The organism is Micromonospora sp. CP22 (genome assembly GCF_009712475.1).
GTDB lineage: Bacteria > Actinomycetota > Actinomycetes > Mycobacteriales > Micromonosporaceae > Micromonospora.
In genome coordinates this window covers 67,572-90,235 of sequence record NZ_VCJO01000017.1, presented here as the reverse complement: position 1 = coordinate 90,235, position 22,664 = coordinate 67,572, and the positions used below count along the sequence as shown (strand labels likewise).

Annotated in this window: 22 protein-coding genes; 10 read left to right on the top strand and 12 right to left on the bottom strand. The window is 72.1% G+C overall.

Going from position 1 to position 22,664, the window contains the following annotated elements; genetic code table 11:
- The first annotated feature begins 245 nt into the window (after positions 1 to 245).
- From moaC to FF096_RS22145, 4 genes are read left to right on the top strand one after another with little or no spacing between them, the layout of a single operon-like run.
- Positions 246 to 737: a cyclic pyranopterin monophosphate synthase MoaC gene (moaC, locus tag FF096_RS22160; protein ID WP_309223758.1), complete on the top strand. Its 492-nt coding sequence runs from the start codon at positions 246 to 248 to the stop codon at positions 735 to 737.
- On the top strand, positions 734 to 1,216 hold the full coding sequence (locus FF096_RS22155; RefSeq protein ID WP_309223757.1) for a MogA/MoaB family molybdenum cofactor biosynthesis protein: 483 nt from the start codon (positions 734 to 736) through the stop codon (positions 1,214 to 1,216). The genes moaC and FF096_RS22155 overlap by 4 nt, the downstream gene beginning before the upstream one ends.
- 15 nt (positions 1,217 to 1,231) lie before the next feature.
- Positions 1,232 to 2,482, top strand: coding sequence for a molybdopterin molybdotransferase MoeA (locus tag FF096_RS22150; RefSeq protein ID WP_155221491.1), 1,251 nt, complete (start codon positions 1,232 to 1,234; stop codon positions 2,480 to 2,482).
- Complete coding sequence (locus FF096_RS22145; RefSeq protein ID WP_155221467.1) at positions 2,476 to 2,895, top strand: molybdenum cofactor biosynthesis protein MoaE; 420 nt, start codon at positions 2,476 to 2,478, stop codon at positions 2,893 to 2,895. Before FF096_RS22150 ends, FF096_RS22145 begins: the two co-directional genes overlap by 7 nt.
- 19 nt (positions 2,896 to 2,914) lie before the next feature.
- Here the strand turns inward: FF096_RS22145 and FF096_RS22140 are convergent, their stop codons facing one another.
- Both FF096_RS22140 and FF096_RS22135 read right to left on the bottom strand, forming a co-directional pair.
- The gene (locus FF096_RS22140) at positions 2,915 to 4,357 is read right to left on the bottom strand and encodes a glycosyltransferase 87 family protein (protein ID WP_155221466.1); all 1,443 of its coding nucleotides are present in this window, start codon (positions 4,355 to 4,357) and stop codon (positions 2,915 to 2,917) included.
- Between the two features lie 204 nt (positions 4,358 to 4,561).
- Positions 4,562 to 5,107, bottom strand: a complete 546-nt coding sequence (locus FF096_RS22135; RefSeq protein WP_155221465.1) for a DoxX family protein — start codon at positions 5,105 to 5,107, stop codon at positions 4,562 to 4,564.
- Positions 5,108 to 5,243: 136 nt separating this feature from the next.
- Between FF096_RS22135 and FF096_RS22130 the strand changes: the two genes are divergently transcribed.
- Entirely contained in the window at positions 5,244 to 5,789 is a 546-nt protein-coding gene (locus FF096_RS22130; RefSeq protein ID WP_309223756.1) for an N-acetyltransferase, read from the top strand.
- A gap of 65 nt (positions 5,790 to 5,854) precedes the next feature.
- Here the strand turns inward: FF096_RS22130 and FF096_RS22125 are convergent, their stop codons facing one another.
- The 7 genes from FF096_RS22125 to FF096_RS22095 all read right to left on the bottom strand — a co-directional run bounded on the left by FF096_RS22125 (position 5,855) and on the right by FF096_RS22095 (position 15,005).
- Entirely contained in the window at positions 5,855 to 7,096 is a 1,242-nt protein-coding gene (locus tag FF096_RS22125) for an ATP-binding protein (protein WP_309223755.1), read from the bottom strand.
- A 134-nt stretch (positions 7,097 to 7,230) separates the two neighbouring features.
- Positions 7,231 to 8,109, bottom strand: a complete 879-nt coding sequence (locus FF096_RS22120) for a flagellar basal body protein FliL (protein WP_155221463.1) — start codon at positions 8,107 to 8,109, stop codon at positions 7,231 to 7,233.
- Between the two features lie 166 nt (positions 8,110 to 8,275).
- Positions 8,276 to 11,476 carry a UvrD-helicase domain-containing protein gene (locus FF096_RS22115; RefSeq protein ID WP_309223754.1) on the bottom strand — a complete coding sequence of 1,067 codons (3,201 nt, stop codon included), beginning with the start codon at positions 11,474 to 11,476 and terminating at the stop codon, positions 8,276 to 8,278.
- 61 nt (positions 11,477 to 11,537) lie between these two features.
- On the bottom strand, positions 11,538 to 12,821 hold the full coding sequence (locus FF096_RS22110) for a metallophosphoesterase (protein ID WP_309223753.1): 1,284 nt from the start codon (positions 12,819 to 12,821) through the stop codon (positions 11,538 to 11,540).
- 14 nt (positions 12,822 to 12,835) lie between these two features.
- A complete protein-coding gene (locus tag FF096_RS22105) occupies positions 12,836 to 13,084 on the bottom strand; it encodes a MoaD/ThiS family protein (RefSeq protein WP_155221461.1) in 249 nt (82 codons plus the stop codon).
- Between the two features lie 2 nt (positions 13,085 to 13,086).
- Positions 13,087 to 14,094, bottom strand: a complete 1,008-nt coding sequence (gene moaA, locus FF096_RS22100) for a GTP 3',8-cyclase MoaA (RefSeq protein ID WP_309223752.1) — start codon at positions 14,092 to 14,094, stop codon at positions 13,087 to 13,089.
- Entirely contained in the window at positions 14,091 to 15,005 is a 915-nt protein-coding gene (locus FF096_RS22095) for a fructosamine kinase family protein (protein ID WP_155221460.1), read from the bottom strand. The genes moaA and FF096_RS22095 overlap by 4 nt, the downstream gene beginning before the upstream one ends.
- A 151-nt stretch (positions 15,006 to 15,156) precedes the next feature.
- Between FF096_RS22095 and FF096_RS22090 the strand changes: the two genes are divergently transcribed.
- Both FF096_RS22090 and FF096_RS22085 read left to right on the top strand, forming a co-directional pair.
- Positions 15,157 to 16,194 (top strand): DUF4192 domain-containing protein, encoded by a 1,038-nt coding sequence (locus tag FF096_RS22090; protein WP_155221459.1) that lies wholly within the window; start codon positions 15,157 to 15,159, stop codon positions 16,192 to 16,194.
- A 73-nt stretch (positions 16,195 to 16,267) separates the two neighbouring features.
- Positions 16,268 to 16,975 (top strand): GAP family protein, encoded by a 708-nt coding sequence (locus FF096_RS22085; protein ID WP_155221458.1) that lies wholly within the window; start codon positions 16,268 to 16,270, stop codon positions 16,973 to 16,975.
- An 18-nt stretch (positions 16,976 to 16,993) separates the two neighbouring features.
- Here FF096_RS22085 and fdhD read toward each other — a convergent pair whose 3' ends face one another.
- Positions 16,994 to 17,848 carry a formate dehydrogenase accessory sulfurtransferase FdhD gene (gene fdhD / locus FF096_RS22080; protein ID WP_309223751.1) on the bottom strand — a complete coding sequence of 285 codons (855 nt, stop codon included), beginning with the start codon at positions 17,846 to 17,848 and terminating at the stop codon, positions 16,994 to 16,996.
- Positions 17,849 to 17,994: 146 nt separating this feature from the next.
- On the opposite strand from fdhD, the gene FF096_RS22075 reads away from it, so the two are divergent.
- From FF096_RS22075 to FF096_RS22065, 3 genes are all read left to right on the top strand, one after another.
- Complete coding sequence (locus tag FF096_RS22075; protein WP_155221457.1) at positions 17,995 to 18,633, top strand: molybdenum cofactor guanylyltransferase; 639 nt, start codon at positions 17,995 to 17,997, stop codon at positions 18,631 to 18,633.
- The gene (locus FF096_RS22070) at positions 18,630 to 18,914 is read left to right on the top strand and encodes a DUF6457 domain-containing protein (RefSeq protein WP_155221456.1); all 285 of its coding nucleotides are present in this window, start codon (positions 18,630 to 18,632) and stop codon (positions 18,912 to 18,914) included. Before FF096_RS22075 ends, FF096_RS22070 begins: the two co-directional genes overlap by 4 nt.
- Positions 18,915 to 19,001: 87 nt before the next feature.
- A complete protein-coding gene (locus tag FF096_RS22065) occupies positions 19,002 to 20,081 on the top strand; it encodes a hypothetical protein (protein WP_155221455.1) in 1,080 nt (359 codons plus the stop codon).
- Between the two features lie 109 nt (positions 20,082 to 20,190).
- On the opposite strand, the gene FF096_RS22060 is transcribed toward FF096_RS22065, so the two are convergent.
- On the bottom strand, positions 20,191 to 22,128 hold the full coding sequence (locus FF096_RS22060) for a beta-propeller domain-containing protein (protein WP_155221454.1): 1,938 nt from the start codon (positions 22,126 to 22,128) through the stop codon (positions 20,191 to 20,193).
- 58 nt (positions 22,129 to 22,186) lie between these two features.
- Positions 22,187 to 22,645 carry an Lrp/AsnC family transcriptional regulator gene (locus tag FF096_RS22055; RefSeq protein ID WP_155221453.1) on the bottom strand — a complete coding sequence of 153 codons (459 nt, stop codon included), beginning with the start codon at positions 22,643 to 22,645 and terminating at the stop codon, positions 22,187 to 22,189.
- Positions 22,646 to 22,664: the final 19 nt, after the last annotated feature.

The window sequence follows — 22,664 nt, the reverse complement described above, 5'->3', positions numbered from 1 at the left end:
AACCCAACCCCAAACCGAGAAGATCAACTGCCCAGATCACGGCCTTGATCAACAGCTAGCGAAAGACCGAGGCTAGTCTCTGGGGCGGTCGCCGACGGGGGGAGATCCGGCGGTTGTCGGATCTCGTCGCGACCCCTGCCGCCGGGCGTCCCCAGCAGCCCCGAGGCAGGCAAGGAAGGAGCGGTGTCCCCGCGCCGCTCCTTCCGGGACCACCACTGTCACAGGGCAGGGATAGGCTCGCGTCCGTGACCGAACCCGCCCAGCTCACCCACGTCGACACCACCGGCGCGGCCCGCATGGTCGATGTCTCCGCCAAACAGGTCTCCGGTCGGTCGGCCACGGCCGCCGGTCGGTTGCGGACCACCCGCGAGGTGATCGACCTGCTTCGCGGGGAAGGGCTGCCCAAGGGCGATGCCCTGGCGGTCGGGAGGTTGGCCGGCATCATGGGCGCCAAGCGCACTCCCGATCTGATCCCGCTGTGCCATCCGATCGCCCTGCACGGCGTTTCGGTCGACCTGACGCTGACCGCCGACACGGTCGAGATCACCGCCACCGCCCGCACCGCCGACCGCACGGGGGTGGAGATGGAGGCGCTGACCGCGGTCGCGGTCGCCGGGCTGGCCCTGGTCGACATGGTCAAGGCCGTTGATCCGGCGGCCAGCGTCGACGCGATCCGGGTACTGCGCAAGGAGGGTGGCAAGACCGGCCACTGGGAGCGCCCGGAGGAGCGGCCGTGATCCGCGCCCGGGTGGTGGTGGCTTCCAACCGGGCCGCCGCTGGGGTCTACGCCGACACCAGCGGCCCGCTTCTTGTCGCCGGGCTGCGGGAGTTGGGCTGCGAGGTGGACGAAGCATCGGTGGTGCCGGACGGCGACCCGGTCGGTCAGGCGATCTCGATGGCGGTGGCGGACGGCGTGGACGTGGTGTTGACCAGTGGCGGCACCGGGGTCACCCCCACCGATCGAACTCCCGACGTGACCCGGGCCCTGCTCGACTACGAGATCCCCGGCATCGCCGAGGCGATCCGTGCGTACAGCCGCGACAAGGTGCCGACCGCCGCGCTGTCCCGTGGGGTGGCCGGGGTGGCCGGCCGCACGCTGGTGGTCAACCTGCCTGGTTCGACCGGCGGGGCACGCGACGGCCTCGCCGTGCTGGGGCCGATTCTCGCCCACACCATCGATCAGTTGCGCGGTGGCGACCATCCGACGGCCGGTTAGGCTCGGCCGGTGAGCATGCAAACCGCCTCCACCGACGAGGTCTCCGCGCCACCACCGGCCGACTGGGCCCAGGCGCGTGCCCAGGCGTACGCGGCGGGTCTGGCCGCCGCGTTGCCCGCCGTCGAGCGCCCACTCGCCGAGACCGACGGGCACACCCTCGCCGACCCGCTCACCCCGCGCACCGACCTGCCGGCGTTTCCGACGTCGAGTGTGGATGGCTGGGCGGTGCGCGGCGCGGGCCCCTGGCGGGTGGTCGGTCGGGTGCTCGCCGGGAGTACGGCTGCCCCGTTGACCGAGGACGGTACGACGGTCGAGATCGCCACCGGGGCGATGGTGCCGCCGGGTGCCGCGGCGGTGCTCCGGGTCGAGGAGTCGAGGCGTACCCCGGCGGGGTTGGTCGACGGCGTGCCCCGCCCAACGCCGGAGTGGCGGCAGCCCGGCGAGGAGGCCACCGCCGGTGAGGAACTGCTGCCGGCGGGGACACCTGTCGATCCCACGGTGATCGGTCTGGCCGCCTCCTGCGGCCACGACACTCTGCGGGTACGCCGACAACCGCGCGCCGCGCTGCTGGTCTTCGGCGACGAGCTGCTCACGGTGGGCCCGCCCGGTGCTGGGCGGGTACGCGACGCGTTGGGCCCGGCGGTGCCGGGTTGGCTACGCCGGTACGGCTGTCAGATCGATCCGAACGACGTGGTCGGCCCCGTCGCCGACACGCTGGACGCCCATGTGGCCGCGCTGCGGGCCGCCCTGACCGACGCCGATCTGGTCTGCACCACGGGTGGCACCATGCACGGCCCGGTCGACCACCTGCATCCGGCACTGGCGGCGTTGGGTGCCGACTACGTGGTCAACACGGTCGCGGTGCGTCCCGGCTTCCCGATGCTGCTGGCCCGGTTGGTCGACGCCGACGGGAAGGTGCGGTTCGTGGCCGGGCTGCCCGGCAATCCGCAGTCCGCCATCATCGCGTTGGTGTCGCTGGTCGCCCCGCTGCTGGCCGGGCTCGCCGGTCGGCCGCAGCCGGTGCTCGGGCACGCGGCCCTCGCCGATCCTGTTCCCGGTCGTGGTGATCACACCCACCTGGCGCTGGTCCGGCTCGACCGGGTCGCCGGGACGGCCCGTCCGGTTCGGCACGTCGGTTCGGCCATGCTGCGGGGGCTTGCCAACGCGGACGGGTTCGCGGTGATCGGGCCGGGCACCACCGGCTCGGTGGGCGACCGGGTGCCGATCGTGCCGCTGCCGCTGCTCCCCGGGGAGCGGGCATGGTGACCGTCATCAGCACCGTCACCGACCAGCCACTGGATCTCGCCGCCCACGAGGCGGCGGTCGCCGACCGCCGGGCCGGGGCGGTGGTCTCGTTCGCCGGGGTGGTCCGCGATCACGACCACGGACGGTCGGTGGTCAGCCTGGAGTACGAGGGCCACCCGAGCGCCGGGCAGGTGCTCCGGGAGGTCGCCGACGAGATCGCCGCCGATCCCGACGTGTACGCGGTGGCGGTGTCACACCGGATCGGTCCACTGGGCATCGGCGACGTGGCCTTGGCGGCGGCGGTCAGCACCGCCCACCGGGCCGCCGCGTTCGCGGCCTGCGCCCGCCTGGTGGACGAGGCGAAGGCCCGGCTGCCGATCTGGAAGCGGCAGGTGTTCACCGACGGCACCGAGGAATGGGTCAACTGCCCCTGACCGGTGACGGGCGGCCTACCTACCGCCGTCCGTGCGACATCAAGGCGCGTGCCGCCCGATCGGTGTGGAACGCGGGTTCCGCCCCGGGCCGCCACGGCAGCGCCGCCACCAGCACGATCAGCGCCAGCGCCAGGGAGTTCTCCATCAACGCGCCGAACAGGCCGTCCTCGTAGTGGGAGACCTCCGGCAACTGGTGTTCGTACGGCCAGATGGGGGAGATCAGGAACAGCAGGTAGAGCCCGATGGCGGCGATGCCGTGGCGGAACCCGGTCAGGGTCGGGTACCAGATGGGTGATCGGAGAGCGGACACTCCGGGCGGCCCGCCGTACGCTCCTGACGCCGACCGTGCCACCGGTCCCCGGCTGGCCTCATGGCGACGGATCGCGGCGTCACCGAGGACGATGATGGCCGGGATGACCCAGACGAGGTGGTGCGTCCAGGAGATCGGGCTGATCACGTTGGCGGTCAGGCCCACCAGCGTGAAGGCGGTCAGTTCGTCGCCGTCGGAGTGTGCGTCGGACGCGCGGGACAGACCGAGCGCCAGCACCAGCACCGAGAAGGCGAGCCAGAGCAGGCCGGGGGTTTCGATCGAGTCGTAGAGCCGGGCCAGCAGACCGGCCAGGGACTGGTTGGGCGTCATGTCGGCGGCGCCCACCCGCTCGGTCTGCCACAGCACGCTGCCGAAGTAGTCGCGGGACTCGGCACCGACGATGCCGAAGCTGCCGATGGTCACCGCGACGGCGGTACCGATGGCGGTCGCGGCCACCCGCCACTGTCGAGTGATCATCAGGTACAGGATGAACAGGGCCGGGGTCAGCTTGATGGCGGTGGCCAGGCCGATGCCGACACCGGCCCAGGCGCCGCCGTAGACGAACCGCAGCAGCGGGCCGTCGTCCTCGGCCTGGTGGGTGCCCCGACGCGACCGCCAGCGCAGGGCGATCAGGTCGGCCAGGATCAGCGCGAACAGCAGCAGGTTGACCTGACCGTAGCCGAGGGTTTCCCGGGTGGGCTCGATGGCGACGGCCAGCGGTGTGGCGATGGCCACCGTGTACCACAGTGGCCAGCCCAGCCGGTCGACGATCGGGCGCAGCAGCGCGGCCAGCACCACGGCCAGGGCGGCGATGCTGACCACGGCGTTGACCAGACCGGCCAGGGTCACCGGCAGGTGCGCCATCGGCAGCATGGCGAGCCCGGCGAAGGGTGGGTAGGTGAAGCCCAGGGTTGTGTCCGGCGCGACGAACTCGTACAGCTCGTGACCGCTCGCCCACCAGACAACCGCGCCATGGTAGATCTTCATGTCGAAGAAGTTGTACGGACGCCCGAACGCGCCGATGGCAAGCCATGCGGCGTAGGCGACGGCGGCGACGATGCCGGCCCGTACGACTGTCCTACGATCGATCCCACGCGTCACGCGGCGGACTGTGGCGAGGCGGTCCAGCCCTTTACCGACGATCGTCGGCATGGCGTGGCCACCCCCATACCAAGGTCGTCCTACCCGTCCAGGTCCGGTACGGAGCCTAGAACGGCGCCTCACGTCACTGCCTCCCGCGTTATGCGACCGTGTCCGATCCCACACATTCTTTTGACATTTCCACCGCGTTAACGCCTACCGGGCGGTTCAGGTGATTCGCGGCGTTAGCCGGGGATGGGGTGGAGGATTCGCAGCTCAGCCAGGGAGTCGCCGAGCGGTGGAGGCGGACCGTAGGGCGATCCGCGCCTCCCGACGGGCGGTCCGGACGGCGCGGCGCACCGACCGTCGCGAGTGGCCGATCCGGTGACCGGCCCGCCAGCGCAGACCGGGCTTTCCTTCGGTGTCCGCGGCAGCGAGCAGCAACCCACCGAACAGGCCCAGGTTCTTCAGGAAGTGAATCTGGTTGTTCTGCTTCGCGGCCGGGTCGTCGTTGGTCCAGAAGGCATGCCCGGCGAGCGTGACCGGGATCAGCGTGCCGGCCAGCACCAGGGCCGCCGGCCGGGTGAACCGCCCGGTGGCCAACATCAGCCCGGCTCCGAACTGCACTGCCGCGTTTGCCTTGATCAGCGTTTCCGTGTCGGTGGGGATTCGTGGATCGGTCCGCTCCAACAGCGGCGTGACCCGGTCGACGACGGGCTTCGCGGCGGGCACCAGGCGGCCGGGGTTGGCGAAGTTGCGGGCACCGCTGACCACGAAGATGCCGCTGAGCATGGCGCGGGCGAGGGATCGTACGGGCGTCATGGATCAGTCATACCCTGTCCCGGTCACCATTACGCCCCGCCTCGGGGGATGTCGATCGATCGGGTGGCCGGTGACGCCGCGCCCGGGTTCGTAGACCGTCGCGGATGGACGCGTGTTCCGGGGTACCCTACGCCGCGTGACGACCCTGCGGCTGCGACCCGAGGACCCGGCCGACACCGGCGCGATCCGCCGGGTGCTGGCCGCGGCGTTCGCCCGACCCGACGTGGCCGTCCCGCCGGAGGTACGCCTCGTCGACGAGCTGCGCGGCAGCGACGCGTGGCTGCCGGAGTTGGCGATGGTGGCCGAGTACGGCGGTGAGATCGTCGCCTACGCCCTGCTCTCCCGGGTGATGGTCAAGTCGGGTACGAGCACCACGCCGGCGTTGGCATTGGGCCCGGTGGCGGTGGCCCCCCACCGGCAGCGGATCGGGCTCGGCACGTCGGTGGTGCAGGCCGCCCTGGAAGCGGCTACCGAGCTCGGCGAGCGGCTGGTGGTGGTGCTCGGCGACCCGGCCTACTACCGGCGCTTCGGCTTCAGCCGCGCGGACCAGATGGGCCTGACCAGCCCGTGGTCCGGTCTCGGAGAGCCGTGGCAGGCACTGGTGTTGCCACCGGCGACCAGCGACGAGCCACCGCCACCGCAGGGTGAGGTGGTTTTCCCGCCGCCCTGGTCGAAGGTCTGAAGTCGGGCCGGTCCGGTGGCGGTGCGTGTCTGCCAGGGGATGCCTTCGGCCAGGCCCGTCGATGATCAGGCGGGCTGGGTGCGCAGGTAGCGGCCGAAGTGCGGGACGGTGAAGGCGACCGTGCCGCGTTCTCCGGAGTAGATCAGGCCTTTCTTGATCAGCGCGTCCCGGGCCGGGGAGAGGCTGGCGGGTTTACGGCCGAGCGCTCGGGCGATCTCCGCGGTCGGCACGGCCGCGTCCATGTCGTCCCGGCCACCGCCGTCGCTCTCCCCTTCGACCAGGGAGAGCGTCGCCATCGCCCGCATGTACTCGCGTTCGGCGGGAGTGGCCCGCTCGAAACGGGAGCCGAAGAAACCCACCGCCAACTCCGCCTCGGCCTCCGGCGCGGCCACGCGTACGTCGGCCGGGGTGATCGGTGACCGGGGGGCATGGTCCCAGGTGGCCTTCCCGTACGCCTGCACGAAGTACGGATACCCGCCGGACTTCTCGTAGAGCAGATCGAGGGCTTTCGCCTCGTACTCGACGTCCTCCCGCTCGGCTGGCGCGCAGAGCGCGTGGTCGGCGGCGATCCGGTCGAGACGGTCGATGCGCTGGTAGCGGAACAGCCGTTCGGAGTACGACTTGGCCGCGCTGAGCACCGCCGGTAGGTGCGGCAGGCCGGCACCGACCACGATCAGCGGCGCGCCGAGCTGCGAGAGTTCGTGGCAGGCGGCGCAGAGCGCGGAGACGTCCTCCGGCCCGAGGTCCTGCATCTCGTCGATGAAGATGGCGACGCCGGTGCCGACGTCGCTGGCGACCGAGGCGGCGTCGGTGAGCAGTTCCACCAGGTCGATCTCGATGTCGCCGGAGTCGGCCCGGCCACTGGCCGCCGGTACGTCGATGCCGGGTTGCCAACGGTCGCGCAGTTTCGGCGCGGACCTGCCGCCCTTGGTCGGTGTGCCACGTTGGGCGAATGCCTTGAGCACCCCGAGGAAGGCGTCGATCCGCTCCGGTGCCCGGTGTCGCGGTGCCAGCTCCCGGATGGCCATGTGCAGGGCGGCGGCGATCGGTCGGCGTAACGACTGATCCGGGCGGGCCTCGATCTTGCCGCTGCCCCAGAGCCGGTTGATCGCCTGGGAGCGCAGCGTGTTCAGCAGAACGGTTTTGCCGACGCCACGCAACCCGGTGAGCATCAGGCTGCGTTCCGGTCGGCCCCGCGCGATGCGTTCGAGGACGATGTCGAAGACGTCCAGTTCCCGCCCCCGACCGGCGAGTTCGGGCGGACGCTGACCGGCGCCGGGGGCGTACGGGTTGCGGACCGGATCCACGCATCGCAGAGTATCGGGCTGTCTAGAGGAGAGGCTAGACATGGATAGACGGCGGCATCGGCGTGTTGCCCTCGACCAGAAACTAGCGCTGTCTAGCCTCCACGCTAGACAGCGCTAGTTTTGGGAATCGGCCGTCAGTCGCGCCGCTTGAGACAGAGCACGAAGTCGAGCGAATCCAGCTCGCTGTCGTAGAAGTACCAGTTGGTGTAACCGTCCACCGCAGCGCACTTCTCCTCGGCGTCCCGCTCGCCACTGGTCTTGCCGTCGAAGCGTTTCAGCACCTCGTACGACCTCGGCACGCAGTCGCTCAGCGCCAACCTGGGCTGGTCACCGGCGGCTGCCTCGTTGCGTACGCACTGCCCGGCCTGCACGAAGCGGGCGTCTGCGGAGGAGGCGGGAGCCGGCTCGTCGGGGAGATCCTCCTCGTCCCCCGCATCCGGCGTGGATGCCACCTCCTCGGTCGGAGCAGCCACCGGAGTGGTTGTCTCGTCGTCCTGCCCGACCAGGTAGTACGTGGTCGCGCCGCCCAACGCCAGCACCAGCACGGCGGCCAGGGCGACGAGCATCCAGCCGCGCCGACGCTGCGGCGGGGGCGCGGGTGTGCCGGCGTAGCCGGTGGCCACATCAGGTCGGTCGGCGGACTGCGTCCACCCGTCCGGTGCCGCCGTGGTCGCGTCGTACCGCTCGCCGCCCGGGTCGTACGACTGGCCGGACCCGTACCGCTGGCCATCCCCGTAGCCGTAGTCCTGGCCGTACCCGTGGTGCTGGGCGGGCGGGTACTCCGGACCCGACCCGTAGGTCCGCCCGGGAGCGCCACCGTAGGACTGGTCGCCGTAGGACTGGTCACCGTAGGGCTGACCCGGCTGGTAGGCGCGGCCCGGGTCGTGGGAGGGGCCGGGCGGCTGACCGTGGCCGTACCACTGCTCGGGTTGCGGCTCGCGCCACGGGTGCTCACCGGGTTCCGGCTCGTGCCACGGCTGCGGGCCTGGACCCGGTGGTCCGTAGTTCCCCATGCACGCCCTCCTGAGCCTTCGGGGGTGGAAGCCGGTGGGTTTGTCCGCCGCACACCGCCAGTGCGTACGGTAGCCAAGCGACCCCGCGCCTGCCGGAAGGGTAGCGGGCGTCGGGGGCACTCACCGTCCTTACCGACGAACCGGTGCCCGGGCGGACCGCCGATCCTCAGATGAGGCGTAGCTGCCGGTCCTTGGGTCGCCGAGGGCCCTCGCTGTCGCCGAGGCGCTCGAACAGGCCCGGGTCCACCACGTCGAGGAACGGCGAGGGGCGGCAGTCCCGCTCCGCGCCGTGCCGGAACCGGCGGGCGGCATGGCTGACGTAGAGCCGGTCCTGGGCCCGGGTCAAGCCGACGAAGAAGAGCCGTCGCTCCTCGGCGATCGCGGCCTCGTCGGGCGTGGTGCCGGGCCAGCGCAACGGCAGCAGACCGTCCTCGGCGCCGACCAGGAAGACCACCGGGAACTCCAGCCCCTTCGCGGCGTGCAGGGTCAACAGGGTGACCGCCTCGGCGCGCGGGTCGAGCGCGTCCACCTCAGCGCCGGTGGCCAGCTGCGACAGGAACATCTCCAGGTCGTCACCGCATCGACGGGCCAGTGGCGTCAACAGGTCGACGGCGGTACGGACATCCTCCGGGCGTACGCCGCCGGAGCCGTCCAGAGTCGGGGTGGCGAACCGGTCGGCGAGCACCTGTCCGGCGAGGCGTACCCGTGCGGGCAGCGCACCGTCGACACCGGTGGCGTGCCGCAGCTCGCGAGCGATGGCGGTCACCCCGGGCCGGTCCCGCAGCCGGTCGTGCGAGCGCTTCTGCACCGGGATGTTGGCTCGGGCCAGAGCGTCCACGATCGGCGCGGCCTGCGAGTCGGTGCGGTACAGCACCGCGATGTCCGAGAAGGACAGCGTGGTCGACCGGCCGTCGATGCGGCCGGAGTCCAGCGACCGGTGGGACAGGCCGCCCACCAGTTCGTCCACGGTGCGTACCACGAAGTCGGCCTCGTCGGCGACGGACGCCGCCGCGTACCGACCGACCAGCGGTGCCTCCGGGTCGAGCCGGGCCGGATCCAACCGGCGACCCCGCACCAGCGACGACGGGGCGATCGCCTGCACCGCGGCGGCCAGGATCGGTGCCGAGGACCGGTAGTTGCGGTTGAGCCGGACCAGCCGGGCGTCGGTGAAGTCCTGCGAGAAGCGCAGGAAGTACCCGACGTCGGCCCCCCGGAACGAGTAGATCGCCTGGTCCGGGTCGCCGATCGCGCACAGGTTGCCGTCGGCCGGACTGAGCAGCCGCAACAGCTCGTACTGCACCGCGTCGACGTCCTGGTACTCGTCCACGAAGATCCACCGCCACCGCTGCCGGTACCGGTCGACCAGCTTGCGGTCCTCCCGCAGCAGCGCCACCGGCAGGGTGAGCAGATCGTCCAGATCCACCAGTCCCTGCTTGCGCAGCAGCGCGGCGTAGCGGGCCGGATCGTCCCCGGCATCGGTCCGCGCGGTCGCCCGCTCCGCGTCGTCGGCGATGCGGAAATCCTCGGGCAGACCGGCGGCCTCGGCGTTCTCCCGCAGGATGGTCAGCCCGAGCGAGTGGAAGGTGCCGACGGTGACGTCCTCGGCGACCGGGCCGAGCAGGCCGTCGAGGCGATGCCGCAGCTCCTCCGCAGCCCGCCGGGTGAACGTGATGGCCAGGCACTGCTCGGGGAAGACGTTCAGCTCGGCGCAGAGGTACGCGATGCGGTGGGTCAACGTCCGCGTCTTGCCGGTGCCCGGCCCGGCGACGATCAGCAGCGGGCCTCCGGGGGCCGAGGCGGCCACCCGTTGCATCGCGTCGAGCCGGTCGAGCAGACCGGTGCCGACCTCCTCCATGCCGGCGAGCATCGGTTCGAACGGCTCGTGCGGGGAGGGGGCCGGCGCGATGGGCGGTGCCGGGGTCGCCGCCGCCCGGCGCTTCGGCTCGGGCTTCGCCGCCGTCCGCCGCGCACCGGCTTCCGTCTTCGGTGCGGCCTGCGGAGCACGCCGCTGCGCGGGCACCGGTACGTCGAACAGCGTCTCCTGGCCGGTGGACGCCGTAGTGCCGCTCAGCTCGGTCGGGTCGAACAGGGTGATCACGCCGTACTCGCCGTCGTAGCCGGGCACCCGACGAACCTCGCCCCGGCGGAGCCGACCGATACCCTCGGCGAGCACCTCGCCGCCGATCCGACCGATCTCGTCCAGCGGTACGCGAGTGAGGATCTCCAATTCGGGGCCGAGCGCGGCGACCAGCTCGGTGAGCTTCCCCTCGACCCGCTTGGAGCGCGGACCGACCTTGTTGATCTCACCGAGGATCTCGGCGAGCTGGATCAGGTGGGTCACCTCGGGAGCGTGCTGCGGGCGATACCCCTCGGGTCGGTCGGCCAGGTCCTCGACCCGGCTCAGTACGCCCACCGTCAGCGGCTTGCCGCACTCCGGGCAGCGTCCCCCGGCTTCCCTGGTGCGCTCCGGTGCCCAGTTCACCCCGCACAGGCGGTGCCCGTCGGCGTGGTACTTGCCCTCCTCCGGGAAGAACTCGATCGTCCCGGCGAGGCCGTCACCGGTCCGCAGCGCCTCCCGGATGCCGAAGTAGTCCCGGGGTGAGGTGAAGACCGTGGCCTCCCGGGCGAGCGCCGGTGGCGAGTGCGCGTCGGAGTTGGACACCAGCCGATAGCGGTCCAGGCTGCCCACCCGCCAGTTCATCTCCGGGTCGGAGGAGAGCCCGGTCTCCACCGCGAAGATGTGCTCCGCCAGGTCGGCGTAGCAGTCGGCGATCGCGTCGAAGCCGGACTTCGAGCCGAGGGCCGAGAACCACGGGGTCCAGATGTGCGCCGGGACGAGGTACCCGTCCTCGCTCGCCTCCAGCGTGATCTCCAGCAGGTCCCGCGAGTCGAGGCCGAGGATGGGACGGCCGTCCGAGCCGAGGTTGCCGATCCGGCCGAGGGCGGCGTTGAACCTGCCCACGGCGTCCAGGTCCGGCAGGTAGATGAGGTGGTGGACCTTGCGCGTCCGGTCGTCCCGCTTGTAGATCGTGGAGATCTCCACGCTGAGCATGAACCGGACCGGGTCGCTCTCCGCCGTGCTGGCCAGCCGGGGTGGCAGCCGCCGGGCGATGTCCCGTTCCGCCTCCGGTGACAGCCGGTACAGGCCCGGCTCGGCCGGGTGCAACGTCTCCCGCAGGTGGTCGTACCAGGCGGGGTGGGTGAAGTCGCCGGTACCGAGCACCGCGATGCCCTTGCGTCGCGCCCACCAACCGAGGTTCGGCAGGGTCAGGTCACGGCTACAGGCCCGCGAGTACTTCGAGTGGATGTGCAGGTCCGCGACGAAGGGCGGGGGGCCACCGGGGGGTACGGCGCTGAACGGAGGCACGCCGCATCCTGCCACGACCGGCCGCGCTCCCGCTCGGCGCCACGCACGTAGGTGAGCTGCGCTATGCCGAGCGAAGCTCGACGAGGGTGATCTGAGGCTCCGCGCCGACGCGTACCGGCGGGCCCCAGAAGCCGGCGCCGTTGGTCACGTAGACCTTCGTCCCGTCCACCTCACCGAGCCCGGAGACGACCGGCTGTTCGAGCCTGACCAGCAGGTTGAAGGGGACGATCTGGCCGCCGTGGGTGTGGCCGGAGAGTTGCAGGTCGACCCCGTACCGCGCGGCCTCCAACGCGGCCACCGGCTGGTGGGCCAGCAGCACCACCGGCCGGGACGGATCGCGGTCGCCCAGCGCGGCGTCGTAGTCCGGCGGCGCGGAGACGCCGCTGCCGGCAGCGGAGACGTCGTTGACCCCCGCCAGGTCGATCGCCCCGCCCCGGGTGGCGATCTCCAGCCGTCGGTTCTGGAGCACCCGCAGCCCGAGCCGGTCCACCTCGGTCACCCACTCCTCCACGCCGGAGTAGTACTCGTGGTTGCCGGTGACGAAGTAGCTGCCGTGCCGCGACCGCAGGTCGCGCAGGGGCGCCGCGGCGTTGCCCAACTCGGCGACCGTGCCGTCGACCAGGTCCCCGACCACGGCGACGATGTCGGCGTCCAGCCGGTTGATCGCGGCCACGATCCGCTCGGTGTGCGCCCGACCGCTCAGCGGCCCGATGTGGATGTCCGACACGGTGGCGATGCGCAGTCCGTCCATGCTGCGGGGCAGCTTGGCCAGCGGGATCTGCACCCGGTCCAGCCGTGGTGGCCCCATCGCGGTGCGTACGCCGTAGCCGACCAGACCGGTGGCGGTGAGCCCGGCGAAGATCGCGGCGCTGCGGGCGAGCAGCAGGCGACGGCTGGGATCGTGGTCACCGCCGACGGCACCGACCGCCGGGGGAGCCACCGGGGCGTCGCCGGTCGGCGGAGGCGGCTCGGTGGTCGACCGGCCGTCCGACGACTCGGCCCCGTCCGGGCCGACGAGGACCGGCTGCGGTGCGGACAGGCCCGCCCGGCGGCGCAGCACCAGCCGCGCCACCAGCATCGGGACCTCCAGCACGACGAGCAGCACCAGTAGGTAGAACATCAGCGCGAGCCATAGGTAGCCCGGCCAGGCCAGCCAGTACATCCCGGCGCGCGTGCCGATCATGGTCGCCGGTACGAGCAGGGCCAGCACCACGGCGGTGACGGTGCCGATCCGCCGCCAGCGCCCGGCGGTGGTGGTGTCCTTGACCAGCCGCTTCCACAGGTAGAGATGGATCAACCCGGTGATCACGGCAAGGGTGGTCACGAAGCCGAGTACCGCGAACACGTGTGGAATCCCCCTCAGCCGCCGGCGAAGGGGGGCAGGACGTCGATCGTCGCCCCGGCCGGCAGCGGCTTCCGCCGATCATGACAGGTCACGCCGTCGATCAGAAAACTCGACACCGCCAAGACCGAAACCAGCCGCTCACCGTGCCGTTCGGCCAGCTCAGCCACCACCTCGTCCAATGACCGGCCGGCAATGGTGGACTCCTCGGCGCGGCCTGCCGCAGCGCGCGCCCCGGCGAAGTACCGGACCGTGACGGTCGCCATGATCAGCCTCCGATGGCCGACATCGGCCGGGCCGGTTGCAGGAAGGACGGATCGTCGATGCCGTGCCCGGCCCGCTTGCTCGACATCGCCGCCCGCCAGCGGCGGGCGAGTTCCTCGTCGTCGGCTCCGGCCCGCAACGCGCCGCGTAGGTCGGACTCCTCGGTGGCGAACAGGCAGTTGCGGATCTGCCCGTCGGCGGTGAGGCGGGTCCGGTCGCAGTCGCCGCAGAAGGGCCGGGTCACCGTGCCGATCACGCCGACCCGGGCCGGGCCACCGTCGACCAGCCAGGTCTCCGCAGGAGCGGCACCGCGCTCGGCCGGATCCGGGCTGAGATCGTACGCGGACCGCAGCGCCGTCAGGATCTCGTCGGCGGTCACCATGGCGGCGCGATCCCAGCCGTGCTGGGCGTCCAGCGGCATCTGTTCGATGAACCGCAGCTGGTAGCCGTGATCGAGGGCGAAGCGGAGCAACGCCGGTGCCTCGTCGTCGTTGACGCCCCGCATCAACACAGTGTTGATCTTGACCGGGGTGAGCCCGGCGGTGGCCGCACCGGCCAGCCCGGTCAGCACGTCGGCCAACCGGTCCCGGCGGGTGAGCCGGAGGAAGCGTTCCCGGTCCAGGGTGTCGAGTGAGACGTTCACCCGGTCGAGACCGGCGGCGCGGAGGGTGGGAGCGACCCGGTCCAGACCGATGCCGTTCGTGGTCAACGAGATCCGGGGGCGCGGGTCGAGTGCCGAGACGGCGGCGACGATGCCGACCAGACCTGGGCGGATGAGGGGTTCACCGCCGGTGAACCGCACCTCGTCGACGCCGAGCTGGCACACCGCGATCCGGATCAGCCGGACCAACTCGTCGTCGGTGAGCACCTGCGGCCCGGCCAGCCAGGGCAGACCCTCAGCCGGCATGCAGTAGGTGCAGCGCAGATTGCACTTGTCGGTCAGGGACACCCGTAGGCTCCGGGCGACACGACCGTACCGGTCGACGAGGCCGGTCGGCGGGTGAAGGCTCACCGGTCGACGGTAGCGCGACCAGCCCCGCTCAGGGCGTCCCGGGCGGTCCTGATTACCGAATCACGGTACGCGGCACCGAAGAGCGCGGTATGCACGAGCAGCAGGTGCAGTTGGTGCAGCGGCACCCGGGCCCGCCACCCGTCGGCCAGTGGCCAGCTCTCCTGATAGGCCGCCAGGATCCGATCGTGGTGCGGCGGGCCGCCGAAGAGCGCCAACTGGGCCAGGTCGGTCTCCCGGTGGCCACCGTGCGCGGCCGGGTCGACCAGCCAAACCCGGTCCTCGGCGCCCCAGAGCAGGTTGCCCGGCCAGAGGTCACCGTGGATGCGCGCCGGTGGCTCGTCACCGCCGAACTCGTCGATGCGGGCCATGACCTGCTCGACCAGGGCGGCGTCGGCGCTGGTGAGGGCGCCACCGTCGACCGAGCGGCGCAGGTAGGGCAGCAGCCTGGTCCGGGTGAACCACTGCGCCCACGGGCCGTCGTCAGGCGTGTTGTCCGCCGGTAGCGCACCGATGAACCCTGGCCACTCGGCACCGAACATCGGCGCGCCCGCCCGGTGTGACTCGGCCAACTCCCGCCCGAACCGCTCGGCTGCCTCCGGGCTCGGCTCGCCCGGCTCGACCCACTCCAACGCCAGCAACTCCGGCAACGCGACCAGCACCGCCGGGACGGCGACCGCGCCGGCCTCGCGCAGCCAGCGCAACCCGGCCGCCTCGGCGGCGAAGAACCCCTCCGGCACCGGCCGCCCCGCGTCCTCCGGCCAGGTCTTCGCGAACACCGAGTGACCGTCGTCCAGGGTCAGCCGGGAGGCGGCGCAGATGTCGCCGCCGGACACCGGCGTCTCCCGGATGCGCTGATGGGTCAGGAAGGTGGGCAACTGCTCGGGATGCGCCCGCAGGTACGCCAGGTCCATTCCCGCAACGTATCGCCAACCGGACGTGCGGTGGGGTTCCTGGCCGTCGCCGTTTCGGCGTGAGCAGCGTAAACACGCTCGGTGACTGTGGATAACCCGAGTGTCGTCCACAGGGGCGGCGCAGCCGGCCGCCGGATCGCAGTCTGCCTGCATGAACTCGACCGACCTGCCCCCACTGTCCGTACGCTCTCCCGCCGATCTCATCGCCGCCGTGCCGTACCTGCTCGGGTTCCATCCCGCCGACAGCATCGTGGTGGTGGCGCTGTCCGGTAAGCGGATCATCTTCGCGGCGCGCGGTGATCTGCCTGGCGACGCCGATCCCTACGAGCCCGGTCAACACATCGCGGCGGTGACCGCCCGCCAGGGCGCCGACTCCGCCACCGTGGTCGGGTACGGCCCGGCCGACCGGGTCACCCCGGCGGTGGACGCGGTCCGGGCCGCGCTGACCGAGGCGGGGCTGGCCGTTCTCGACGCGTTGCGGGTCACCGACGGGCGGTGGTGGTCCTACATCTGCGACGAGCCGAGCTGCTGCCCGCCCGAGGGCACTCCGTACGACCCGCTGGCCAGCACGGTGCCCGCGGCGGCGGTCTTCGCCGGCCAGGTCGCGCTACCCGATCGTGCGGCACTCGCCGCGCAGGTGGCCCCGGTCGGTGGGGAGGCGATGCGGCAGGCGGTCGAACGGGCGCAGCGACGTCTCACCGAGCTGCTGGTCGCCGCACCCGCCGCCGACCTGCTCGGCGCTCGGGCCGTGCGTACGGCCGGCGCGGCGGCGTTGCGGACCGCGCGGCGTCGCCACCGCGACGGCGCACGGCTGACCGACGACGAGATCGCCTGGCTCTGTCTGCTCCTCACCCACCTGCCGGTACGCGACCACGCCTGGGAGCGCACCGACGGCCGCGACGAGGACGTCGTGTTCTGGGCCGAGATGTTGCGTCGGTCCGCGCCGGAGTTGATCGCCGCCCCCGGTTCGCTGCTCGCGTTCGCCGCTTGGCGGGACGGGCAGGGCGCGCTCGCGGCGGTGGCCCTGGAACGGGTGCTGGCCGACCATCCGACCTACTCGCTGGCGCTGTTGCTGGACGACCTGCTCCGCCGGGGAGTGCCTCCGTCTCGCCTGGACGGCTGGCCGGCTACGGGGCTACCGAGAGCACGGCGTCGGGCGAGACGACGCGCACGTCGACGCCCCCGATGATCAATCCGCGCAGGTGGCCGGGTGCGGCGATGGCGGATAATCACTGCATGTCCTCGTTTGATCTTGGTGTGACATGAGTCTTGCTCTGCTGCTCTCCCTGGCCGGGTTGGCGCTGGTGGACAGCACCAGCATCGGCACCCTGTTCATCCCGGTGTGGCTGCTGCTCACTCCCGGGCCAGTGAACGTCCGGCGGGTGATGACCTACCTCGGCACCATCGCCGGCTTCTACTTCGCGGTCGGGTTGCTGCTGTACTTCGGCGGCAGCGCCCTGGCCGAGTTCCTGGGCGGGGCGTTGGACAACCGGCCGGTGCTCTGGGGCCAGTTGGTGCTCGGGGTGGGGTTGTTCGTGCTCAGCTTCCGGTACGACGGCAAGCGCGGCACCGGCACCGGGCGGGTGTTGCGCTGGCGGGACCGGGTGACCGCCGGTGACTCGTCGTCGCGTTGGCTGGTGGGGCTGGCGTTGTTCGCCGCGCTGGCCGAGGTGGCGACGATGCTGCCGTACCTCGGTGCCCTGGGCCTGCTCACCACCTCCGGTCTGGCGGTGCCCACCAGCGTGGCGCTGCTCGCCGGATACTGCCTGGTCATGGTGTTGCCGGCGATGCTGCTGCTCGGCGCGCGGGTGGCGTGGCCGAGGGCGGTGGAGCCGGTGCTCGCCCGGCTCAACGCGTGGATCGTCCGTTCCTCGGGCAGCATGCTCGGCTGGGTTCTGGGCATCGCCGGTTTCCTGATCGCCCGCGACGCGGCGGCCCGGTTGGAGCTGTTCGAGCTGCTGGCCCGTTGACGGTCGGGCCGACCGCCGTCAACTGGTGACCCGGTGCTCGCCGGTGTAGACGTTCATCGTCCGCCCCCGCAGGAACCCGACCAGGGTCAGTCCCGCCTCGGCGGCCACGTCGACCGCGAGGGTGCTCGGGGCCGAGACCGCAGCGAGCAACGGCACCCCGGCCATCCACGCCTTCTGGGTCAACTCGAAGCTGACCCGGCCCGACACGAGCAGCATGTGGCCGCTCAGCGGCAGCCGACGTTCGCGTACCGCCCAGCCCACCACCTTGTCGACCGCGTTGTGTCGGCCCACGTCCTCGCGCAGCACCACCAGGTCGCCGTCCGCGGAGAACAGGCCGGCGGCGTGCAGCCCGCCGGTCCGGTCGAAACCCCGCTGTCCGGCCCGCAGCCGCTGCGGCAACTCGGCCAACAGCTCCGCAGGCACGCTGAGCGGGTCGTCGCCGACGTCGAAGAGTGACTGGGTACGCACCGCGTCGATGCTCGCCTTGCCGCACACCCCGCAGGCGCTGGTGGTGTGGAAGTGCCGGGTCGTGTCGGAGACCGGGTCCGGCACGCCGGGCACGAGGGTCACGTCGACCACGTTGTAGGTGTTCGGGGTCTCCGCCCCGGCGCACAACTGCGCGGTGGCCACATCGTCCGCCGAGCGGATCAGTCCTTCGGTGAACAGGAAGCCGACAGCGAGGTCGAGGTCGGCTCCGGGAGTACGCATGGTCACGGTCAGCGGTCGACGCCGCCCCGGCCCGGCCGGGCCGACCCGCAACTCCAACGGCTCCTCGGCGGCGATCGTGTCCGGCCGCCGAACCCGACGTCGGCTCGCCTCCGCCGCATCCAGGTCCACCCGCACCACACCACGCCGATCGGAAGCCCGTCCCACGCCGTCCATCCTGCCCCGGCCGACCGCAGTCGCGGGCACCCCCCGCCACCCGAGTCCCCCGCTCACCCTTCCCGCTCGGCGCAGGACCTGCCTACCGGGGGCGGCACGGAACACTCCCGCGCGGCGCGGGCGGTTAACGTGGCGCAATGACGGCGTACGCGGCGGTGGTGCTCGCGGGGGGTGCCGGGCGTCGGATGGGCGGACGCGACAAGCCCGCGATGCCGGTCGGTGGGGTGCCGATGCGGGAGCGGGTGCTGGCCGCGGTGGCGGACGCCTCGCCCCGAATCGTGGTCGGCCCCGGACCGGCGGTCGCCGGAGTACGGCTGACCCGGGAGGTGCCGCCGGGCGGCGGACCGGTGGCGGCCGTCGCCGCCGGGCTGGCCCTGCTCGACACCGACGTGCCCGCTGTCGCGCTACTCGCCGCCGACCTGCCGCTGCTGACCCGCTCGGCCGTCGGCGACCTGCTGGACCAACTGCACCGCACCGGCGTCGAGCGCCACGACGGCGCGACGTCGGCTAGCGGGGCGGCTGTCGACGGCGCCTGTTACGTGGACGGGGCGGGACGGCGGCAGACGCTGTGCGGGGTGTGGCGACCGGCCGCGCTGCGTACTGCTCTCGATCGCCTCACCGTTCGGCGGGGCGGCGACGTGACCGGTGCGCCGCTGCGGGAACTGCTCGCGGACCTGAGCGTGCGTGCGGTCAGCTGGCACGGTGACGGCCCGGAGCCCTGGTTCGACTGCGACACTGAGCGTGACCTACGCCGGGCGGAGGGGTGGATGCGATGACGGTGCTGGACGACTGGGTCACGGCCGCCTGCGCGGAACTCGGTCTCGACCCGGGTCAGGTACCGGTGCCGGCGGTGCTGGATCTGGCCCGGGACGTGGCCCACCAGGTGCTGCGGCCCGGTGCGCCGGTCACCGCGTACCTGCTCGGTCTGGCCGTCGGGCGGGGAGCGGATCCGGCCGCGACAGCCGCCCGGCTCTCCGAGTTGGCCGGTACCTGGCCGGTGGAGTTGGGCGGTGACCCGCACCCGAGAAGCGACCCGGACGGACCCGTCCGCGACTGACGGTCGGCGGCTGTTGTCCGATCACGGTCGCCCTGATCCGTACCGGCGGTCGGCTGGGTAGGGTGGCCGGAACGGACGGAGGCGATCATGACGGCTGACCACCCCTCGGCACCGCCCGCTACGTCGGTGCACCCGGAGTCGATCCTGCTCGACGAGCCGAGCACGGCCGACCTGCGGGCGAAGGTGACCCAGGCGTGGCGGGAGTTCGCTCGGGCGTTGGCGGAGCGGCTGTCCGCGCTGCCACCGGGCGCGCAGGTGGCGTTGACCCTCGACCCGACCGCCTCCGGCACCGACGAGGCCGTCTACTCCGTCTACGTCGAGGTGAGCGCCGACGGCCGGTTCGCCGCGCGGGCGGTGGGCAACGCCAACCTGCCGCCGGGATACCGGCTGGACCGTGCGGCGGTCGCCGACATGGTCGCGCTGGGCTGGTCACCGCCGGGTGTGGTGGACGGTTCGGGGGACCAGTTCGGGTTGGATTCCGCAGCGGACCAAGCTCCTCGGCTGGCCGCGCTGCTCGCCCGCACCCTGCGCGACATCTACGGTGCCCCGCATCCGGCTTTCCTCGTCTACTCGATCGAGGACGGCGAGGGTGAACCGATCCCCGGAGGGGCGCTGGGGACCGCCCGCAGCGCGGCCAACCTGGCTCGTGAGATCGGCTCCGAGTTGGAGAAGGCGCTGGCCGTGGCCGACGAGGACGGCGCGGACGCCGAGGTGCTGGATCTGGCCGAGCGGGTCCGTACGGTCGTGTCGACCATGCTCAGGTCCGACTCGGATCGGCTACAGGTCGACTCCGACGGTGACATCAACATCCGGGCTGGTTCGGCGATGGTGTTCGTCCGGGTGCGGGACAATCCGCCACTGGTCGACGTGTTCTCGCCGGTGCTGACGGAGGTCGAGCCGACCGAGCGGCTCTACGTCAAGCTCTCCGAGCTGACCAACCGGATGCCGATCGGTCGGCTCTACTGCGCCGACGACACGGTCTGGGCGTCGATCCCGGTCTTCGGCCGCAACTTCCAGCCGACCCACCTCATGTTGGCCGTGCAGGTGATGACCGGGCTGGCCGACGAACTGGACGACCGCCTGCACGGCGAGTTCGGCGGCAAGCGGTTCTTCGGCGAGGGAGACAAGCCGGGACGTGGCGAGCACCGCACCGGCATGTACCTCTGAGGTCGCCCGCTCGACCTCGCGCGTACCGCTGGCGGTGGTCGCCCGAGGCTGAGGCGGGTGGGGCCCGGAAACCCCGAGAAACCGGGCCCCACCCTTGAGGGAGGAAGGTTCAGGTGGCGGCGATCCAGGCGAGGTTGCGTGCCGAGGCCGGGTCGGTGGCGCGCAGACCCGCCTCGGAGACCGTCCAGAGCACGTCGTCGACCACCAGTGACCGCCGTACCGGTGGGGCCCACCGCACTCCGTCCCGGACGCTCGCGGCGGGATGGGTCACCTCGCCGATCTCGCTGATCGTGTCGTTCCCGACGCGCAACAGTCGGACACCGTCGTTGACCGGCAGCGCCACCAGACCGGTGTCCGGGCGGTACAGGAAGGCGTGCGGGTCGTACTCCGCCTGGGACCACCCACCGGGCAGGTGCCACTGGTCCAGGCGGTTCGGTCGGCCGGGATCGCGGACGTCGAAGAGGGAGACCTGCAAGCCCTTGGTACGTCCCTGACGGTCGGCCTCCTGACCGACCCCGAGCAGGCGTTGTTCGGGCAACGGATGCAGGTACGCGGAGTAGCCGGTGATCTTCAGCTCGCCGGTGACCGTGGGAGCGGTCGGGTCGGTGAGGTCGAGCGCGTACAGCGGATCGGTCTGCCGGAAGGTGACGACGTACGCGACCGGCCCGAGATAGCGCACCGAGTAGATGCGTTCACCCCGCCCGAGGCCGCCGACCTCGCCGGTCGGCACCAGTGCTCCGCCGTCACGCCGGAGCACCCGAACCGCCGACTCGGAAGCGGTGCCGTCACCGACGAACTCGCCGGTGGTGGTGGCCACCCGCAGGTGTCCCGCCCACTCCGAGAGCGCGTACTGGTTGATCAGCCAACCGGGCACCGATCCGGCGGCGAGGAAACGGGGACGGCCCGGCTCGGCGGTGTCGAACTGGTAGACGTCGGTGACCTGTTCGGTGGAGGGCGGCTGCCAGCGGGGTGCGCCGGTGATCGGAGCCGGTCGGCGACCCGCCAGGTAGAGGCTGGTCGCCGTGCCGTAGACGGTGTCGGCGTCGGCCGCCACGGCGACCGGGTCACCGTCGCCGAGCCGGTCGGCGGTGAGGTCGAAGCTGAGCACGGTGAGGGTGGACGAGCCGGTCATCCGGTCCGGCCGGTTCAGCCGGTCGCAACCGACCCGGCCGGTGTGCCGCTCCGCTCCGGCGGTCCACTCGTACTCCGGCAGCCATGCCTCGACACCGGCGCGGGCGATGACCGCCCGGTTGCGTTCCGTCCGGACCCGGTCGGTGCCCTCGGCCATCGGCGGGAACCGCAGCTGCGCGGAGGTACGGACCGCCACCCGGGCGGTGCGGCCGGTCAGCCGGGCGTCGACCGTGCTGCCCCCGACCCGGTACGTGCCGAGCAGCTGGGGACGGGCGGACAGGTCGATCAGCAGTAGCCGGGTCGCACCGGCACGCCGGATCGAGCGCAGCGAGTCGGCTGGGCGCGGCGGATCCTCGCGCAGGACCAGCGCACGGTCGCCGAGCAGCAGCAGCCGATGCTCCTGCCAGCGCAGCTCCTCCCGGTCGTCGGTCAGGTCGAGCCGCCCGGTGACCCGGCGGGTAACCGGGTCGACCACCCGCAGCACGCCGCCGGTGACCGTGACGATCCGTCGCCCGTCGGTCTTGACCAGGTCGGGTTCGTCCGCGCCGGCCTCGTGGTTGTTGGTCGTCGAGTGACCCGCTCCGGCGTCCCGGACGGCGGCGTCTCCCGGTGCTTCGGCGAAGGTGCGGGCCTTGGACTCCGCGCCGCCGATCGCGGCGGTCCGGTCGCCGAACAGCACCGCGTCACCGGCGAAGCCGTACGGGCCGACCGACGCGGTGGCCGCCGCCCGCAGCTCCGCGAGGGCGTCGGCGCAGGAGTCGAAGGAGACCAGGCCGACCGGCACCATCGGCGCGGTCGGTGCGGTGGGGGTTCCGGGCTCGTTCGGCGACGACTGCGACACGGCCATGCTGCCGGCAAGCAGGGTGAGCACGAGCAGCGAACCGCCGGTCGTGGCGAGCTTGGTGCCCCGTTTCATGGGCGGTTCGACGCGGCGACGCTCCGTCCGGTTCCACTCGGGCGCGAGCGGTTGGGGGTCAGCTGGTGGAGGGGCCGACGCCCGGGGACTCGACGAGCCGGGAGAGCACGATGGTGCTGCGGCTGGAGGTCACGAACGTCTCGGCCCGCAGCCGCTCCAGCGCCTCTTCCAGGTGCGCGATGTCGGCGGCGCGCAGATGCACCAACGCGTCGGCTTCGCCGGAGACGGTGTACGCGCCGACCACCTCGGGATGGCGACGCACGGCGGCCCCGATCTGGGCCGGCGTGGTCCGGCCGGCACAGAACAGCTCCACGAAGGCCTCGGTGGTCCAGCCGACCGAGGCGGGATCCACGATGGCGGTGAATCCCCTGATCACCCCGGCGGCCCGCAGTCGATCGACCCGGCGCTTCACCGCCGGAGCGGAGAGCGACACCCGGGTGCCGATGTCCGCGTACGAGGCACGGGCGTCAGCAACAAGCAACGCAATGATTCGCTGGTCTACGGTGTCGATCTGCAACGTTCCGCCTCTGGGAAGC

What these genes read in the sequence shown, in the direction of transcription:
- FF096_RS22150 (WP_155221491.1), top strand. Translation starts at nt 1,232, where the DNA reads ATGCAAACCGCCTCCACCGACGAGGTCTCCGCGCCACCACCGGCCGAC.
- FF096_RS22145 (WP_155221467.1), top strand. Translation starts at nt 2,476, where the DNA reads ATGGTGACCGTCATCAGCACCGTCACCGACCAGCCACTGGATCTCGCC.
- FF096_RS22140 (WP_155221466.1), bottom strand. Translation starts at nt 4,357, where the DNA reads ATGCCGACGATCGTCGGTAAAGGGCTGGACCGCCTCGCCACAGTCCGC.
- FF096_RS22135 (WP_155221465.1), bottom strand. Translation starts at nt 5,107, where the DNA reads ATGACGCCCGTACGATCCCTCGCCCGCGCCATGCTCAGCGGCATCTTC.
- FF096_RS22120 (WP_155221463.1), bottom strand. Translation starts at nt 8,109, where the DNA reads ATGGGGAACTACGGACCACCGGGTCCAGGCCCGCAGCCGTGGCACGAG.
- FF096_RS22105 (WP_155221461.1), bottom strand. Translation starts at nt 13,084, where the DNA reads ATGGCGACCGTCACGGTCCGGTACTTCGCCGGGGCGCGCGCTGCGGCA.
- FF096_RS22095 (WP_155221460.1), bottom strand. Translation starts at nt 15,005, where the DNA reads ATGGACCTGGCGTACCTGCGGGCGCATCCCGAGCAGTTGCCCACCTTC.
- FF096_RS22090 (WP_155221459.1), top strand. Translation starts at nt 15,157, where the DNA reads ATGAACTCGACCGACCTGCCCCCACTGTCCGTACGCTCTCCCGCCGAT.
- FF096_RS22085 (WP_155221458.1), top strand. Translation starts at nt 16,268, where the DNA reads ATGAGTCTTGCTCTGCTGCTCTCCCTGGCCGGGTTGGCGCTGGTGGAC.
- FF096_RS22075 (WP_155221457.1), top strand. Translation starts at nt 17,995, where the DNA reads ATGACGGCGTACGCGGCGGTGGTGCTCGCGGGGGGTGCCGGGCGTCGG.
- FF096_RS22070 (WP_155221456.1), top strand. Translation starts at nt 18,630, where the DNA reads ATGACGGTGCTGGACGACTGGGTCACGGCCGCCTGCGCGGAACTCGGT.
- FF096_RS22065 (WP_155221455.1), top strand. Translation starts at nt 19,002, where the DNA reads ATGACGGCTGACCACCCCTCGGCACCGCCCGCTACGTCGGTGCACCCG.
- FF096_RS22060 (WP_155221454.1), bottom strand. Translation starts at nt 22,128, where the DNA reads ATGAAACGGGGCACCAAGCTCGCCACGACCGGCGGTTCGCTGCTCGTG.